The sequence below is a fragment of the Flavobacterium sp. NRK F7 genome (assembly GCF_024054195.1).
Taxonomy (GTDB): domain Bacteria; phylum Bacteroidota; class Bacteroidia; order Flavobacteriales; family Flavobacteriaceae; genus Flavobacterium.
In genome coordinates, this window is sequence record NZ_JAMXLB010000001.1 from 1,644,438 (window position 1) to 1,661,016 (window position 16,579).

A 16,579-nucleotide genomic window follows, 5' to 3' on the forward strand; every position below is an offset into this window, starting at 1 on the left:
ATGATTAAAGAAAAAAAACTTTTAGCATTCAATTATTTTGGAGGTAAGTACAACTTTATCAACGAATTATACTCCCATTTTCCTGAGCATACTTCTTTTGTTGATTTAATGTGCGGGTCCATGGTTGTAACGCTCAACAAAAAACCTTCAAAACTAGACACCGCTAACGATGTTTCAGGTGATGTTATGAACTTTTTTAAAGTTCTAAGAGATAAACCTGAAGAGTTATTTTATGCATTAAAAATGACTCCGGTCCACAGAGAAGAATATAAGAAATGTTATCCCATAAATGATAATTCAAACGATGTTGAAATAGCAAGACGCTTTTTTGTTCGATGTAGAATGAGTTTTCAAGGTTCAGGTTTAAAAGAACACACTGGATTTAATGCTTGTATTACTAGCAGTTATGGTGGCGTTTCTCAAAATGTAGCAAAGTTCACTAATGCAATAGATAAGTTGCCAGAAATAGTGGAAAGATTAAGAAAGATTCAGTTTGAAAGTTTGGACTATTCTAAGGTTTTAGAAAAATATGATACTGAAGAAACATTTTTCTATGTAGATCCACCTTACGAACTCCGTGAAAGAAATTACAAAAAGATGTACACTCATGAATTTACGGATGAAAATCATTACGATTTATCACAAAAACTCAATTCTATAAAAGGCAAGGCCATGGTATCAATGTATGAATCAAAACTTTATTCTGAATTATACAAAGATTGGAGAATGGTGAGATTAAAGCCAATCGGCCATTCGATGAAAAAAGAAAAACAATTAGAAATTATTTGGATGAATTATTAACATTTAAAAAACCATTTAACCACATGAAAACAATTAACATCATTTGCTATTTAGCAACCCTTTACCTCGTTTCATTATTCGTTAGAAGTGTCATTCTTCCAAAAGTAAGACAATGGCTTTACAACTGCAAAGAGAAGCAGCTCTTGAAAAAAGGAAATAAGAAATTCTATTTTGAGAAAAACAAAGTCATTGTCTTTGCGCACACTCAGAAACAAGCCAATGCGAAGTACAAAAAGATGAAGTCGAACTTAAAAAAGAGACACCATGCCATTTTGGAGCAAAACAGAAAGCAAGCTTAAAATGGTGGTTTTGTTTCCCAAAGGAACGCCTAACCAAGTTTGGTATTCACCCATTAAGCATAACAGTAAACCCGATGAAACCATCATTTATTCCATGGTTCAAAGGTTGTCTAAAAAAATCAATGGTTACACTAAAATTCAGATTTATGATGTAGCCAGTAATTCGCTTAAATACATCTACGAATAATGAAAACAATAAAAATACAAAATGTAACACAAGAAGAAATTCATGTATTACAAAATGAATTACACGAATATCAAAATTCGTTAGCATCCAATTTACGTTCGCAATCCGATTTTCTCAATGCGATTATCTACGTTGATTTAGCGTTGCGATTATGGTTCAATTTTAGAAATAAGATTGAAAATCAAGAGCCTAAAAAAGGTTATTCTATCACGTTAAAAGCTTCAGAAGCAGCCGTTTTATTGAAAGTTTGTCTTTGGCAAAACAAAAGTAACGCCACGTTTGAACGCCACGTTAAAACCAAATACTCATTTACCCTGGATCAACAATTAAAAAGTTTGCAATTATGAGTGAAAGTAAATTGAAATTATTAGTAACAAATGATGAGCTTAAACGCAGAAAATCCTTGTCTTTAGATGAAAAGATTACTTGGACATTAGAAAGATACATCGACTATTTTGAAGCATACAAAGGATGTGTTTATTTATCTTTCAGTGGAGGAAAAGATAGTCAAGTATTGGATGATATTATCACTAATCTACATGATGGTTTACTTGATAAATATTTAAACTTTGAATATTTATTTCTTAAAAACTATTTAAAGATTAATTCATTATCTAAGCCACCTAAAGTTTTTTGTGATACAGGTTTAGAGTTTCCAGATATTAGAAAACATGTTAAAGGGTTTAAAAATGTTATTTGGTTAAAACCAAAAATGAAATGGACTGATGTAATAAACAATGTGGGTTTTCTGATCGGAAGTAAAAAGACTTCAAGAATGATTAAAGATTTAAGAAACCCTACTGATAGAAATAAAAAAAGTAGAACATTATACCTTTCAGGAATTAAATCAGATGGAACAATCTCTAATTCATTCAAATTAGCAAATAGATGGAAACCTCTTATTAATGCTCCTTTTAAAGTTAGTGATAAATGTTGCGATATTTTTAAGAAAGAGCCTTTTAGAAGGTATGAAAAAATATCCAAAAGAAAACCAATTACAGCAACTACTACTGAAGAAGGAGATATGCGTAGAATATCTTACTTAAAAACAGGTTGTAATTCATTTGGAGAAAATCCAATGAGTAGGCCTATATCAATTTGGACTGAAAATGATATTTGGGCTTATCACAATAAATTCAATTTAAATTTTGCACCAATTTATTATTCGAGAGAAGTCGAGTTTATTGAAAATGATGGAACACTATCAAAAATAAGAGTTGAACCTGAGAAACGTTCAGGATGTATTTTTTGTTTAATAGGTTCACCAAAACAAATCGAAAAAAGATTTGATAGGTTAAAGTATACACATCAGAAAATCTACAACCACTTAATGGATAAGACAGGATTTCGCTTTGTCTTTGAATTTATCGGAATTAAATCAAAAATCTTTTAATTATCATGAACGAAAATCAATTAAAAAAACTGCAAGCCATTGCAATTGGTTTTGTAGTTACGATGTGGCTTATGTTATTTATTTCTTTATCGGTTTTACTAATTTATTACAAAATAAGATATGAAAATGAACAGCAAAAAAATAATGAACTTAAAATAGAATATCATGGCAAAAGCACTAAAATCCGATAAGCCATTGAACGCAAAAATTAATAAGAACTTTATCATTTTGGTTTTAGAAAATCCAAAAGAGAATCACGTTAAAAATACCAAAATTACTTCTGCAAACAAGCTTTCTAACTTTTTACAAGACGAAGAAATCAAAACAAAGCTTTTTAAAGAAGTTTTAGGTAATGGCAAGTATAAAACGACACGTTTGATAAGAAATAGGCTTAAAATCATTTTTTACTCAAAATAACTTTTTGACTTAAAATAAGCCGTTTTAAACTAATTTTTTAATGATGTAGTATCAATTTAAGGTAATGTTACAAAAGCGGCTTAAATGTAAAATTCGATAAAAATAACTTAATAATAAATATTTAGGAATTAGATAATTGTTGATTAAATTGTTCAAAACAAAACATTTGAAAATTATAGAGTTCTTATAAAGATTTATTAAGTTTGTAAATGACTTAAATAAAAATTATGGAATATATAAATAAGTAATTTATAATTTCATATACAATGAGTTTTTTTAAAAAGCGGTCTAGACGTTTGAGAAACCAAAGACCAAATGTAAATTGGAAGACGGAAATCCTTAAAGTTTTTCTATCCGTCATTATTAAAGTTGTCATCGAAAGAGTTATCAATCGGTGATTTAAAAAATCCGTAAAGTGTTGGCGCACTTTGCGGTTTTTTTATTACGTAACAAATGTGGTAATAATTTTTTAAAAAAACAACCATTTTTTTAAAAAATTATACCAACTCCTTATAAATAATTTCAACTTCTTTAGGAAATACCACCTTACGATCCTTTGCTTCTTTTAACGGCACACCACTAACTTTAGAAATAGTTTCGTTAATCAAATTGCGTAAAAACTTTTCGGGAACTTTAGGAAACTCTTTAAAAATTTCCTGCTTTCTTTTGTAAGTATACTCTTCTTTCATATTCATAACTAGGTGGTTAAATGGTTCTCCAAAAATAACCAAAATTATCAATTCCATAAAATTAAAAATCGTAGAAAATCCTGTAAAATCGTAGAAAATCGTGGAAAATGTTAGATAATCCTGTAAAATCTTGGTAAATCCTAGAAAATCCTGACTTCGTTATTTTTTACCGCTATACTTTTGAACTCAGATTCGTTGACATAAATAAATTGGTTAGTTAGATTAAACAAGCCTATTACAGGCGTAGTTACTATTAATGTAATAGGTTTTTAAATTATGGATATCATATCAGAAGTAAATAAGGCATTATACAGGCCACTGAAAAACGGTTATCAGTATGATAAATTGATACCTAAGTTTCAAAATAGCGTGCATCATTTTGACAAAGAAAATGATGATAGCAATACCTATGATACACTCCAATTTATGCAACAATGGACCGTAAAGTATTACAAACAATTGGAAAAAGTTGCTCCACTTTTAAAAGGAGCTACACTCCAAGAAACAGTATCTAATATTTATAAATGGTTGTATTCCCATTTTCAGTATAACATAGATACTAACGTTCAAAAATTATTTGCTCCAAGTAGTGCCTGGTATTACAGAAAGAAAGGAATAGACTGCAAATCGTATAGTGTTTTAGCATCCTGTCTTTTACTGAATTTGGATATACCGCATTATTTTAGAAAGGTAAAACTACGAGGTTCAAACAATTGGGGCCATGTTTATGTAATTGTACCCACAAATTCAAGCTACTATGTGATTGACGCTACAACACATGATGACAAAGAAGTTAATTATAATGAAAAATACGATTTAAGTATGTCAGGATTAACACACATAGGACTTGCTAGTCCACTCGAAGAAAACCAAAATCAAATGTATTTGGACAATACATACGATTACCAAATGTTAGCATGTAGTTGCCAGGATCAAAACCCGATTCATTATTTAGCAGCTAGTGAAGAAGGAAGCGATGTTAATTTTGATTGGATATCCAAATTATTCAAAGACTTAAACCTTTCTAAACTATTTAATTCTATTAAATGTTGGGGCGGAACCGCTTTTGATGCTAACCGTTTACAAGCATTAATCCCTGAAATCACAAAATACTTTTTATCTATCATAGCTAAATACAACAAAGCTATTGAAGAAAAACGCTTTGAAGAAGTCCATAAAATCTATTCAGAATATTGGTTAAAAAGAAATGCTTTAATACTAACGTATATCACAAAATTTCGTGAAGGATGGAATCCTTGTTCCAATGCATCCTTTGAGTTTTTGCTTTCATTTTTAGACAATAAAATTTGGAAAGTTTTAGGACTGGCTTTTGAAAAACACATTGTAACGTATTTTGAAATTGGCCCTGATAGAATCCCTTATAATTTCACGCATTATGCCAATTCACAAGATTATTTTGATGGAGTGTATTTATGGGGAACGAATTTAGGAGTAAACATAGTCGCTTCTGAACATAGTTATTCTGTAAACAACAAACCAAAAACGGAAGAAATCCCTGCTTTTATTATAACACCTGAAATCGAAAGCGCTTTAAATAGCGATGTAGCCTCATCAAGTATCAATTTAGCTAGTGTAATGCAAACCCTGTTAACTACTGCACCGATTATCTTTTCAATTCTTGGAGCTGGTGATGGCACATCAGGCAATACTACTGGAGATTTTGAGAATACTGGAGGTTCTGGAAACATCGATTATCCAAACACTCCCAAAGTAAGTAAAGCAGGATTTGGAACTGCCGCAGGAGTAGTTATGGTTTTGGCAGCAGGCGCCTATATGCTAAAAGGAGATGATAAAACTAAAACCGTTGCCAATGTATAATTACAACTACATACACAACCAGGAACAACTTAACGGATGGCTGGGTAGAGCTTTAAAAAGACTCATTGTTAAAGTAGCGAGTTTTGTGGATAGTTCGGTAAATACGGCCACTTTTGGGATATCCTCAGAAATTGGAAGTTTTGCCAATTTGGCTCAAGACATTGGATCAGGAGGAAGTGAATTTTGGCAAAGAGGAACGTTCAACGAGTATGATGAGATTTTGTCTAATCTACAGAATGATCCTAGAGGTTTGTACGAACCTACTTTGAATGAAGAAATAGTACTTGATGATTTTTCAAATGATTTGAGTTTGATTATTCAAGACATCACAAATGAAGTTTTGGCAATCGAAAACCAAGCTTTTAGTGAAGAGAAATTGGAAAAAATAAATACCATTTTAAAAAGAGTTTCTCTTTTAAAAGAGTATCACAAATACAACGAGCTCAAAGGACTTTCAAAACCTGCTTTAGAGCTTAGAGATTTACTAATTGAAACCATGGTAATTCCTATTTTAAAAGTAGTTAGTTCACAAATGCAAGCGCAAACTAATTATGAAAAAGCAATAGTAAAATTATTAATTTCTTCAGGTGGTGTTTTAACCGAATTACAACCAGTACTGAAAAGAATTTACAACACTTTTAATGCAAACATTGAAGTGTATGTACCCAAACAAATTACTATTGGAAATAATGATACGAGTACCAATGTTGATGCAGATGGAAATACTAATCCAACAGATACCACTGGAAATAGTTCGCAACCATCGACAACACAAAATACTAAAAACATTTTAAAGAAATTCGTAATAGGCTTTGGAGTTGGCCTAATAGTCAGAAAACTCCTTAAATAATTTTAAAAACCATTTAAACCACAAAAACCATGTTTAAGAAACCGACACAAAAAACAGTAGTAGGTCAAGCTACTAAAATTGGTGCAGGAGTTATTGGAGCAAAGCTTTCAGACGGTGTGGCGGCAGTTATGCCTGAAAGCACTAACTCTTACAAAAAAGGTGCAATTGCAGTAGCTGCCTTAGTTGGAGCTGCGTGTATTGACACAAAAACAACCGCAGGAGAAGTTGCTCAATCGGCATTAGTAGGAATGGCCATCAAACAAGGAACCGATGCGGTTACCGATTTGTTAGTTCCTGCAATTGATCAACAAGACAACAGTAAAACTACTGGCAAGTTTATCAATGCCGTTGTAGGACACAATGCAGAAACCATCACACAACCTGCTCCAGTAAGCGCAAAAATGTTGAATAGCTCGTATTCTTGGAATGCAGGAACTTCTTCAACGGAAAGAGCAGTTCCCGTTTCATTACCAAGTAAAGCACCGCTAGGAGTTTAATTCAATCACGTAATCATTTAAAAAAAAAGTAAAAACAAAAACCATTTAATACCACAAAACCATGAATAACAAAGTATTTTTCAATATTGCGATTAACTTCTTAATGTTAATTCAAAATAGATTATCAAATCAATTGCAATCCGATTTTGCTAATAAAAATGTGGCCTTGCAAGACCAAGTTTTAGAACTTAAAAAAGAGATTTCAGGAGGAGGAACAATTGATCTTTTAGATGCAACAGCAGAAAGGATTGATGGCATCAATTCTTTTGATAAAAACCGTTTAAAAACAGGTAGAGCTTTTGTCTTTGATGAAGTTTCTTTAGGTTATGCAACCAATGCTGCTTCAGGATTAGAAGGAAGCATTGATTATGTGACAGCTGCTCCAAAAGAGTTGAAAAATGCCATCTTTATTGCCGAACAAGAAGGACGTGAAGTATTCCGTATGCCGGTTAAAGATTTAAACAATGTAAACGGTTTAAAAGTAGCTGATGCTTACAAAGAACTTAGAACCTTACATTATTTCGCGGATAATAGAGAGATCACTTTAAAGATTAAATTCCCTCCAGGAGTAACTTTAGATTCAGGTGTAAAACACTACGTGTATTTACGAATCAATGGTGCTCAGACTTCTAAAAAGTCAGACGCATAATATTCCCGAACCATTTTACCACAACCATAACTAAAAAGCCTTGTCTTATTGTAAGGTAAGGCTTTTTTAATTTAAAGTTTTATGAAAAAGTTTGAAACCAAAATCATTAAGGTTACACTTCCTGCTGCAAACTCTACCGTAGATTCTACCTCGATAAAATTACCTGATGGAAAAGTAATTGGTATTGCGCAAGTAAATACTGGAAATGCAACAGGTGAATTAATCAATCTATCGATTCTGAACAATGGAAATGAAGTTTTAAGTCCGAGTGATTTATCTTTTTCCAAACAACAACCAGGAGGAGGATTTTTAAACTCATTACGTCCTGTGGATTTCTCAGGAGGCTATGAGTACAATGTTAGGCTTACCGCTTACACGCCTAATAGAGCCAATGATGTTACTGTGCAAGTATTATTTGCCGTAGTACCTAACCAAGAATTAAGCAGCTGTTAAGATGAAAAAAGTAAACTACGTTAGAGCAACCATTAATCAAAGTACGGATGCCTTTCCACTAGATGGATGCATCAATCCTGTATTCCAAAACTTAGGAGATGCAGCCGTTATTATTGATGGTATTACGTATGAAAAAGAGGAAAGCTTTCCCATTCATACCAATGGATTAGCAATCGACAAAGGCAATAACGTCTCTATTACTTTTCTATCAGAAACAGGCAAAAACCTACACTTTAGATGCCTTAGAGTATCTGAAAATTCATGCAATCAATAATATAACGCTACATATTATGAGTTCAATTCAAAATACAATTAATTTTTTAAAAGAGAATCCAGAGAATTTTATTTGGATTACCAATCTAAATAACGACACACGCATTGGTCAAAATGTGTATTATAAAGACATTCCAAACGAAGATTTAGAACAATACATTTTGTCTTTAAATCCAAGTACCAAAACAAGAGCCTGGATCGAGCATCGCAAAAAGCAAGGCAATACCAATGTGAAAGTAAATGGTATGGGTTACACCATAAAATTTGATGTTGAAAGTGATAAATCTCAAAATCTGCCAGCTGTAACACCAAACAATTCTTTACCCAGTACCCAAGCCATGCCACAAGCTTTTTCTTATCCAAATCCTAGTCCAGTGGATTATGGAGCTCTTGGCAATCCTTTTGGATTATCGGCACCTGAAACCAAAGAAATGGTTCGTAAAGCTGATAAGTACGAAGCGATGAAAGAAACCTTGGAAGAGCGCACAGAAGAACTTAGAAAAATTAAAAAGGATTTTGATTTACAAGAAATTGAAAACCGAGAACTCAAAAGTAAACTAGCGATATCAGAGCAGGAAAAAACCATGGCAATCACACTTGCAAAAATGGAAAACAAATCCTTTTTGGATTCTCCTGCCTTTGAGAAACTTATTGAAAAAGCACCTGAAGTATTTGCCAATATGGCTGCTATGAAAAGCGGACAAATACCCACTCCAGGATTAAATAGTCCTCAAAGTAATTTGTCTGAAGTAAAACGGGATTTTGTGGATTACATTTCTGCAAATGAAGTTACTGATCAAGATGTAAACTTTGTGGGAGCAACTTTAAACTTCATGGGTAATGAGCAATTTAAAACAGAATTACAACAATTAATAACCAAATACAATATCTAAAATGGCTAATGTAATTATAACAGGAAAAAACTCGATTGACGAACTCAAAAGAGTAAAAGCAATTGAGAAATTAAAAGCTTTATCAACCGAAGAATTAGAGCGATTGACTTCTTTATCAGACAATAGTAAAGCAAGAGCTTATTTAAGTTCGGCTACCAAATTTACTATGTTAAAAACCTTCTTATAAAATGAAAAAACAACTATCAAACCCTTTAGCAGTTGCTGCCGTAGCCACAAATCCCGATGTGATTAGAACCACAAAAACATTAGTTATTGGTGGTGGTATTGCCTTTGCGGGGTATTATGGTTGGAAAAAATATAAAGAGTGGCAAAAGCAAAAGTTTGTGGAGAAATATGCGCATCTACCTGATGTGCAAGCAGCTATGGTGATGTACAAAGCCATGTTTTCCATTGACAAAATTGATGCGTGGCCGTTTGGCTCCATTACCATTCCTGATGGAACCGATGAGGCGCAACTCAATAGCCTAGCTTTAAAAGTTTCTTCTTTGGAAAACGTAATAAAAGCCTACAAAGTGCTTTTCGATAGCAATTTACTAACTGATGTTCTAAGCGAATTAAACAATAGAGAGCTACAAAAGTTCTTTGATTCATTGGGAGCTAAATCGGAGTATGAAGGTCAGTTTAATCCTGATGGAAGTATTAAACCACAAATACCCTTTTCAGTTGGTACCACTATTCAGGTTTTAAACCCAAACGGCACTACTATCTATAAAGCTAGTGAAGCAAACGGTGAGTATCAAAATAGTGGTGTAAAACGAGACTTTATGAAGTACTCACAAACCATTGGAGAAATTATCAAAGTGTATAGAGGAGTTACAAGCGGACAGTATTATTATGTGGTCGATGTAGCCTGGTCACTAGATACCTTTTACGGTTATGGTTGGGTAGCACACAAAGAAGTTAATATAGAGATATAATGGAAACAAAAACAAATACAGTTGGTTTTAAGGGCAAAGTTGTAGATGAGTCTGGGGAAGCGCTCGAGGGAGCACACGTGAGCATTTTAGATTATCCAAGTTTTAATGGAGTGCCTTACGGAGTTCTAACCGATGCAAAAGGTGATTTTTCTATATCGGATTTTAGTATCAATAATTACTCTAAGGTAGCCATTAGCTATGTAGGGAAAGAGCAGGTTACAGACATAGTCCTGAATCTAAATTACAAAACCATTGTAATGAAAGATGCATTTACGAATTTACCTGGTTATACGGGAACCTATAAAAAGAAACCTTGTTGGTTGTGCATTGCAGTTCTAACGGCTCTTTTTGGGTATAGTGTGTATTCGAAATAAAAATATTTAAGATACTTCTTTTTTAGTAGTTGTATTAGTAGCGAGGTTGACAGCACAGGGCAGCAATGCCCTTTGCTTCAATTTTAAAAGTATAATGATTATGGCAAATTTTAATGATTTTTTAAAAATACTTCACAATGTGGAAGGTGGTTACCAAGAGCTTGAAAACGATTCAGGTAATTACAATAGTTTAGGTCAATTAGTAGGTACTAATTGGGGTATTTCTGCAAAAACTTATGAGCGTTGGATTAAAAGACCACCGAGTAAAACCGATATGATGAATATGCCAAAATCAGTAGCAGTTGAAATTTACAAACAATGGTACTGGAATGTAATGAAAGGGAGTTCTTTTAGTAATCAATCCATTGCAAACATTATTATCGATCATGGAGTAAACGCAGGAACTGGAACCGCAGCAATGATAGCCCAAAGTGTACTAAATGATTATTTCGGATTTCATTTGTCAGAAGATGGGGTCATTGGAAACCAAACTTTAACTGCTGTCAATTCGGTAAGTCAAGAAAGATTGCATGAGTTGTATATGCAAGCAAGAATCGCCTATTATAAAAGCTTAGGAAGTTCTTTTTACAGATCATGGATGACCCGTTTAAAATCCTTTGTATTTAAAAAAAAAGCGTAATCACCTTTGGAAGTGTAGCACTTATAACCCTTACAGCCCTAACTATTAAAAAGATAAGAAATGAATAATTTATTTATACCTATTGGCAAAATATTCAATAATACAACCAAAGACTTACCTTCGGATTTTTATATCGCTGGTTCTGCTCAGGGGAATGAACTTATTTATAAAACCAATACCTATCGAACTTTTGTTCTATCGATACCAGGAACAACTATTACTAACATTAACGAGATTGTCAGAAATGGTAATGACCTCTTTTTGACGTGTAATTTTGGAGAAGATAATATCATTGTTTCACTAATTAATTGCCAAATTAAATCTAATAAGTTAGTCTATGAAGCGATTAATTACAAAGCTTTAACTGGAATTACTTTTGTTCACAGTATGGTTTTCTATGAAGACTATTTGTATTTGTCGAATCGAGTAACAGGTCAACCTGTTATTTTAGGAAAAATCAATCCCTATAATTTAGAAGAGCAAACCTATTTTCAATTACCTAATGCAGCGGGTTACATTGGTTCAACCGATACTTTAAAAGTGTACAGAGGTTATATTTATACGCTAATTTCTAACGGTAACTTAGGAGCATATCTTGTAAAAGTCGATTTATCCTTTACTTCAGTTCAAATTATTTACACTACTGGAACCACAGCTGCCAAAAGAATCAATTCACCGTATCCTTTTTACATCTACAATGATGAAATTTTCATTGTTTGGGTAAACCGATCTACAGGAGTTTATAATCGAATTGGTATTGATGTTTTGAATTTAGATGGTACAGAAGTCAGAAATTCAGGGGAACTCATTACAACCTTAGATGGAACCCAAAGACCGCATCCGCATTGGATGACCATTTTCAACGGTAAGATTGTAATTACTTCCCTTTACAATAAATTCATTTGTCGTATTGATTGTATAACTTTAGTATTGGAAGATTGTATTAATATCGGAATGACTGTAACCGATGATAATTCGATGATGCCAAACGGATATATTTATCTCAATGGAGAAGCGAATATTTATGATCCAGATTATTTACCCAAATTATTAAAAATCAAGTACGATAATTTTACCGATCTAACGGAAGAAATTCCAACTCAAAAGTTTTTTAATGGAAATGGATCAGTTGGTTCTATCAATTACAATTACACTGGAAATAAACAGCCTAAATCAAAAGAAATAGTTCTTGAAGAATTTACTTTGGATGCCTATAATGGAACTAGGTTACAACCGTCAAATGATACTATTACAGGATATCATGTGCAAAGAAGTGTCAATAAAAATATTGGTTTTTCAGTATTTAATGATGATGATTTAGGGAATTCGGCTCAAGCTAATATTACGGTAAAAGGTCCAGGACCATTGTATTCTAATAATAGTGGAATTAGTCATTATGGTGCTGGATATTCTGTAGCCTGGTTAAAGTCAAGCGGATTAGTTTATTCTGATAAAACCTTGAATATTGCTACATGGAACAATAACAACATCATTTTTAGAACAGGAGCATCCTTTGCAGCTCTTACTGAAAAGTTTACCATTTTCTCAAACGGAACCTTAAAAATTCATGTTCAACCAACTACTGATAATTCGGCTCAAGTTTTAGGTCGTGATACTTCAGGGAATATAATGGGATTGGACAATATAACGAAAGTTAGCACAGTTGCTGCTCCAACAAGCGCTACAGCTGTTGGAACAAAAGGTGAAATACGAGTTCCTGGTGATGGATTTATTTATATCTGTTTTGCAACGAATAACTGGAAAAAAATAGCAGAAACCCCTTTTTAAAATTTAGCATATGCCCTTATCAGAAATACTTAACTATCTATTTGGTTCAACCACCTTAGTTGCCATTTTCATTGCTTGGAAAACTCGAAAAGCAGAAATAAAAAAGATGGAAGCTTTATCCAATCAGGAAGTTTCAAAAAGTGAACAGGAAAAGATTATCACAGCCGATAAAGCACTTGAGTTAATCAATAAGTTAACGCTCCGAATGGATCAGGAAATGGAGAAAAGCAATAGCGTAATAGCAAAGCTTGAAGCCAAATTAGACAAAGTAGAAAGAGAACTTTTTCTATATAAAAACCAATGTTCAAAATGCAGTAATAACAAAATAGGAAAATCATGAAAACTATAATTGCATCTCTAATGGTATTATTTACTGTTGGCTTGACAATATCTTGTCGTTCCAAAAAAGTGACTGAGACTAAAACTATAGAGATAAAATCAGATAGTTTAGTCCAGGACACATATGTAAATAAAGTAGTAGAAATTTCTAAGGCGGTCAGTGATAGTAGCGCAATGTATTTACCCAATTTAGAAACAGGCCAAGGCAAAGATTGTGATAGTTTGTGTAATGAGAAATATAGAAACGCTTTAAAGTCAATTAATTTTTATAAGAAAAGCGGAGAAAACAGCTATAAAATGTTTTATGATTAAAAGACACAATTGCTGTACACCATTGCCAATATGCAAGAAACCATCAATACCAAAACCGATAGTATTTCTAAACTTCAAAAAAAGCAGCATTCCACAAAAGAAGTTGTAAGAGTCGTAGAAAAGAAAGTCTATCCCAAATGGCTTTTAGTTTTTGCTTTTCTGGGTGTTTTGTTTGTGATTTTCTTAGGGTATCGATTCAGTTTAATTTTTAAACCTTGATTATGAAACTAACTACAAAAACAAAAATTGCCATTGGTTTAGCAGCTTTCGGATTAATCACTGCTTATGGCTCCAAAAAGATTGCCGACTATCAAACGGTGATTAATAATTTACTATTCAATATCAATAGCATTTATAATGTTAGAGTTAAAGGAACCAAGTTACTTTTTGATATTTCGGTGAAGTTTACCAATACCACGCAATACGATTTTACAGTAAATACTTTGGGCTTAGTTGCAGTTAAAAAGATAAAAGTATATCGCGAAAATGTATTGATTGGAGAAGCCAATTCGGATATTACACAAATTGAAATACTAGCTTTTAATTCTTCCATCATTAAAGATATTACCATTGAAACCAACTATTTACACCTTGTAAATGAACTATTGGATTTTGAACAATTCACCGATATCAGCAAGTGGAAAACTGAAATAGTAGTCGAAGCACTTGGACAAACTTACATATTAGAACAACCTTTACAATAAAAACCATTTAACCACTTTACCATGACACTAATAGAGAAATTTAATAATTTAAACGCAAACACAGTTAAAAGAAAACACATCGAATCGATATTACTTCAAGCCAAAGAAGAAAACGAAGTGAATATTGTTTACAGATTATCCAGGTTATTGAACCAATATCCTGAATCGGATTATTTTACTTTAACGGTTAATCAATATGATGGCGGTGCTTTAAATGCTCCAAGACATGTTGGGAATTATAAATTAGCTTTAGATGAATGTGGCAGATTAAAGAAAGGTTGGAAGTTTGAAAACGGAAACGTGGTTAAAGTCGAAAAGCCAAAGGTGAAGAAATCAAAACCTGTAAAAGTAAAAAGTCCGGTTGTTAAAAAAGCAAGTGTCAAAAAACAAGTTGCAGCCAAAGTGGAGCCAAAGAAGATCCAGGAACAAACTTTTGAAAAAGATATCATTAAACCTGAAGAGTGGATAAAAGCAGGTGTTAGAAAATCAACGAGTTTGATTAAAAAGTACTTGAAAGAAAAATACAACATCAAAGCTACTGTTAGAAGTGATTTTTATTCAGGTGGAAGCAGTTTGCATGTAAGTTATGTTATGGGACCTGAATCGGATATGATAGAAAGCGAATTAAAGCGTTTGCAGTATGGCCGTTTTGATGGAATGACAGATATGTATAACTATCATGATGAAGCTTTCAATGGCATTGTTTTGGATGGATATCGCTTGTATGAATACAAATATGTTTTTGTAGATCAGAATTTATCCGAGAGCTTTAAAATACGTTTAGCTACTGAGGTAAGTAAAGTAGCCAATTATGCGGATGTTCCTGTTATGGATGGTACCAAAGAAAGCTATTACAAGTACTTTGGAACTTCTTTTATGCATTACAGTTCCTGGAGTGAATTGTTTTATTATTTAACTAAAGGAAATAAGAATTTTGTAACTCAAAACGAAGAGTCCATTCAAAATTTGAAAGCAGTTCGTGATGAAGAAGGCAATAAGTTTTATTTTACCTATACTTTTGAAGGCAAAGAATACAATACCAAAAAGCCAAAAATCTATCCAACTAAAATGGTTAAAGAAAAGACGATTGTAAAAAATAAGATTGTCTTTTTTGATCATGGAAAAAATACGGTGGCTGTTATCGGTCATTTAGGAGAAATCGAAAGAGAATTAGAAGAGCTTGGAGGACAACATAGTCATACAATCAAGCACGATGGAAAAGAGCATTCGGGTTATATTTTCAATAAATCCAAATCGAACCAGGTTATTGATGTTTTAATTGATTATGCCAAACAAGATGAAGTAAGTTCTTTAAATTCTTCTTTACCAACTCATTTTGAAATTGAAAATGCTCCAGTGGAAACGATTGTTATTCCAAATAGTAACGTAAAAACGGCTACGAGTTTTAATCCAATTGTGGTGCAGCCTTCAGCTCCAGTTGTTCAATCTTTACCAACTCAAGAAGTAAAAGGAGAATTACCAATCGAAAATACACCAACTACTTCAGAAGTAAGAAATGTTAGTATGCCTGAGCGAAAAGTAACAGCTCCAAAACCAACAAATCCCTATGTAAAATCCATGGCCGATTGTGGCAATAATGGTAATGCCAATTACTTTGATTTTTATGGACCGTTAGGTGAGTTTTTAGGAGATTTGGAAGTAAAACCACAAGAAAGTATAGTCGTTACAATCGACGCACCACAAGGAGCAGGAAAAACTCGTTTGTTATTCCAAATCATCAATATGGTGACTTCAGCAGGTTATAATCCTTTGTTTTTATCCTTAGAAGAGCATCCTGATTCTAGTTTGTTTACTGGAAAAAGAGATGAGTACCTTAGCGAAGAAAATAAAAATAAAGTACACACAATGGGTTCCTTACCTGATACGCCTAGTAAATTGTATGAAATCATAGAAAACTATGAGATTGTTTTTATTGATAGCTTTGGAAAGCTCTATAATGGAATTGACCTAGACAAAGATATTAGAAAGCGTTACAATGGTAAATTATTCTTTGTGATTTACCAAAGAACGCAAGATGGAAAAATGCGTGGTGGTTCCGCTTCACAATTCGATGCGGATGCGACTATGAAAGTTGAAAAAGACGCAACCGATTATAAAAACAGTTACGCCTATTTTGATAAACATAGATATCAATCTATCCCACTGGGAGAATTGAAGTATAATATTTTTAGTAGGGAGTTGGTTTAAAAATTTTTTGATTAATTATTTTTATATATGATTTAA

Annotated in this window: 25 protein-coding genes; 24 read left to right on the forward strand and 1 reads right to left on the reverse strand. The window is 32.8% G+C overall.

Going from position 1 to position 16,579, the window contains the following annotated elements; all coding sequences use genetic code 11:
• Genes NHF47_RS07075 through NHF47_RS07105 form a run of 7 tightly spaced genes read left to right on the forward strand, consistent with a single transcriptional unit; the run spans position 1 to position 3,097 of the window.
• Entirely contained in the window at positions 1 to 801 is an 801-nt protein-coding gene (locus NHF47_RS07075) for a DNA adenine methylase (protein WP_252764266.1), read from the forward strand.
• Between the two features lie 23 nt (positions 802 to 824).
• Positions 825 to 1,100: a hypothetical protein gene (locus NHF47_RS07080; protein WP_252764267.1), complete on the forward strand. Its 276-nt coding sequence runs from the start codon at positions 825 to 827 to the stop codon at positions 1,098 to 1,100.
• 1 nt (position 1,101) lies between these two features.
• The gene (locus tag NHF47_RS07085) at positions 1,102 to 1,287 is read left to right on the forward strand and encodes a hypothetical protein (protein WP_252764268.1); all 186 of its coding nucleotides are present in this window, start codon (positions 1,102 to 1,104) and stop codon (positions 1,285 to 1,287) included.
• Positions 1,287 to 1,634: a hypothetical protein gene (locus NHF47_RS07090; protein ID WP_252764269.1), complete on the forward strand. Its 348-nt coding sequence runs from the start codon at positions 1,287 to 1,289 to the stop codon at positions 1,632 to 1,634. Before NHF47_RS07085 ends, NHF47_RS07090 begins: the two co-directional genes overlap by 1 nt.
• Positions 1,631 to 2,680 carry a hypothetical protein gene (locus NHF47_RS07095; RefSeq protein WP_252764270.1) on the forward strand — a complete coding sequence of 350 codons (1,050 nt, stop codon included), beginning with the start codon at positions 1,631 to 1,633 and terminating at the stop codon, positions 2,678 to 2,680. The genes NHF47_RS07090 and NHF47_RS07095 overlap by 4 nt, the downstream gene beginning before the upstream one ends.
• 5 nt (positions 2,681 to 2,685) lie before the next feature.
• The gene (locus tag NHF47_RS07100) at positions 2,686 to 2,871 is read left to right on the forward strand and encodes a hypothetical protein (protein WP_252764271.1); all 186 of its coding nucleotides are present in this window, start codon (positions 2,686 to 2,688) and stop codon (positions 2,869 to 2,871) included.
• Positions 2,846 to 3,097 (forward strand): hypothetical protein, encoded by a 252-nt coding sequence (locus NHF47_RS07105; protein WP_252764272.1) that lies wholly within the window; start codon positions 2,846 to 2,848, stop codon positions 3,095 to 3,097. Before NHF47_RS07100 ends, NHF47_RS07105 begins: the two co-directional genes overlap by 26 nt.
• Positions 3,098 to 3,594: 497 nt before the next feature.
• On the opposite strand, the gene NHF47_RS07110 is transcribed toward NHF47_RS07105, so the two are convergent.
• Complete coding sequence (locus NHF47_RS07110) at positions 3,595 to 3,792, reverse strand: hypothetical protein (protein ID WP_252764273.1); 198 nt, start codon at positions 3,790 to 3,792, stop codon at positions 3,595 to 3,597.
• 270 nt (positions 3,793 to 4,062) lie between these two features.
• On the opposite strand from NHF47_RS07110, the gene NHF47_RS07115 reads away from it, so the two are divergent.
• The 17 genes from NHF47_RS07115 (at position 4,063) to NHF47_RS07195 (ending at position 16,543) form a co-directional block, all read left to right on the forward strand.
• The gene (locus NHF47_RS07115) at positions 4,063 to 5,625 is read left to right on the forward strand and encodes a transglutaminase-like domain-containing protein (protein ID WP_252764274.1); all 1,563 of its coding nucleotides are present in this window, start codon (positions 4,063 to 4,065) and stop codon (positions 5,623 to 5,625) included.
• Positions 5,618 to 6,475, forward strand: a complete 858-nt coding sequence (locus NHF47_RS07120; RefSeq protein ID WP_252764275.1) for a hypothetical protein — start codon at positions 5,618 to 5,620, stop codon at positions 6,473 to 6,475. The genes NHF47_RS07115 and NHF47_RS07120 overlap by 8 nt, the downstream gene beginning before the upstream one ends.
• Positions 6,476 to 6,504: 29 nt before the next feature.
• Positions 6,505 to 6,972: a hypothetical protein gene (locus tag NHF47_RS07125; RefSeq protein ID WP_252764276.1), complete on the forward strand. Its 468-nt coding sequence runs from the start codon at positions 6,505 to 6,507 to the stop codon at positions 6,970 to 6,972.
• A 61-nt stretch (positions 6,973 to 7,033) separates the two neighbouring features.
• Positions 7,034 to 7,621, forward strand: coding sequence for a hypothetical protein (locus NHF47_RS07130; protein WP_252764277.1), 588 nt, complete (start codon positions 7,034 to 7,036; stop codon positions 7,619 to 7,621).
• Positions 7,622 to 7,702: 81 nt separating this feature from the next.
• A complete protein-coding gene (locus tag NHF47_RS07135; protein WP_252764278.1) occupies positions 7,703 to 8,074 on the forward strand; it encodes a hypothetical protein in 372 nt (123 codons plus the stop codon).
• Between the two features lies 1 nt (position 8,075).
• Positions 8,076 to 8,348, forward strand: coding sequence for a hypothetical protein (locus NHF47_RS07140; protein ID WP_252764279.1), 273 nt, complete (start codon positions 8,076 to 8,078; stop codon positions 8,346 to 8,348).
• A gap of 16 nt (positions 8,349 to 8,364) precedes the next feature.
• Positions 8,365 to 9,240, forward strand: coding sequence for a hypothetical protein (locus NHF47_RS07145; protein ID WP_252764280.1), 876 nt, complete (start codon positions 8,365 to 8,367; stop codon positions 9,238 to 9,240).
• A 1-nt stretch (position 9,241) separates the two neighbouring features.
• Positions 9,242 to 9,427: a hypothetical protein gene (locus tag NHF47_RS07150; RefSeq protein WP_252764281.1), complete on the forward strand. Its 186-nt coding sequence runs from the start codon at positions 9,242 to 9,244 to the stop codon at positions 9,425 to 9,427.
• Position 9,428: 1 nt separating this feature from the next.
• Complete coding sequence (locus NHF47_RS07155) at positions 9,429 to 10,178, forward strand: hypothetical protein (RefSeq protein WP_252764282.1); 750 nt, start codon at positions 9,429 to 9,431, stop codon at positions 10,176 to 10,178.
• Complete coding sequence (locus tag NHF47_RS07160; protein ID WP_252764283.1) at positions 10,178 to 10,552, forward strand: carboxypeptidase-like regulatory domain-containing protein; 375 nt, start codon at positions 10,178 to 10,180, stop codon at positions 10,550 to 10,552. The genes NHF47_RS07155 and NHF47_RS07160 overlap by 1 nt, the downstream gene beginning before the upstream one ends.
• Positions 10,553 to 10,652: 100 nt before the next feature.
• Entirely contained in the window at positions 10,653 to 11,192 is a 540-nt protein-coding gene (locus NHF47_RS07165) for a glycoside hydrolase family 108 protein (protein WP_252764284.1), read from the forward strand.
• Between the two features lie 60 nt (positions 11,193 to 11,252).
• Positions 11,253 to 12,980 carry a hypothetical protein gene (locus NHF47_RS07170; RefSeq protein ID WP_252764285.1) on the forward strand — a complete coding sequence of 576 codons (1,728 nt, stop codon included), beginning with the start codon at positions 11,253 to 11,255 and terminating at the stop codon, positions 12,978 to 12,980.
• 10 nt (positions 12,981 to 12,990) lie between these two features.
• Positions 12,991 to 13,320 carry a hypothetical protein gene (locus NHF47_RS07175; RefSeq protein WP_252764286.1) on the forward strand — a complete coding sequence of 110 codons (330 nt, stop codon included), beginning with the start codon at positions 12,991 to 12,993 and terminating at the stop codon, positions 13,318 to 13,320.
• Positions 13,317 to 13,631 (forward strand): hypothetical protein, encoded by a 315-nt coding sequence (locus NHF47_RS07180; protein ID WP_252764287.1) that lies wholly within the window; start codon positions 13,317 to 13,319, stop codon positions 13,629 to 13,631. The genes NHF47_RS07175 and NHF47_RS07180 overlap by 4 nt, the downstream gene beginning before the upstream one ends.
• Positions 13,632 to 13,661: 30 nt before the next feature.
• Positions 13,662 to 13,850: a hypothetical protein gene (locus NHF47_RS07185; protein ID WP_252764288.1), complete on the forward strand. Its 189-nt coding sequence runs from the start codon at positions 13,662 to 13,664 to the stop codon at positions 13,848 to 13,850.
• A 2-nt stretch (positions 13,851 to 13,852) separates the two neighbouring features.
• On the forward strand, positions 13,853 to 14,335 hold the full coding sequence (locus tag NHF47_RS07190; protein WP_252764289.1) for a hypothetical protein: 483 nt from the start codon (positions 13,853 to 13,855) through the stop codon (positions 14,333 to 14,335).
• Positions 14,336 to 14,356: 21 nt separating this feature from the next.
• Positions 14,357 to 16,543, forward strand: a complete 2,187-nt coding sequence (locus NHF47_RS07195) for an LPD29 domain-containing protein (protein ID WP_252764290.1) — start codon at positions 14,357 to 14,359, stop codon at positions 16,541 to 16,543.
• The last annotated feature ends 36 nt before the right edge of the window (positions 16,544 to 16,579 follow it).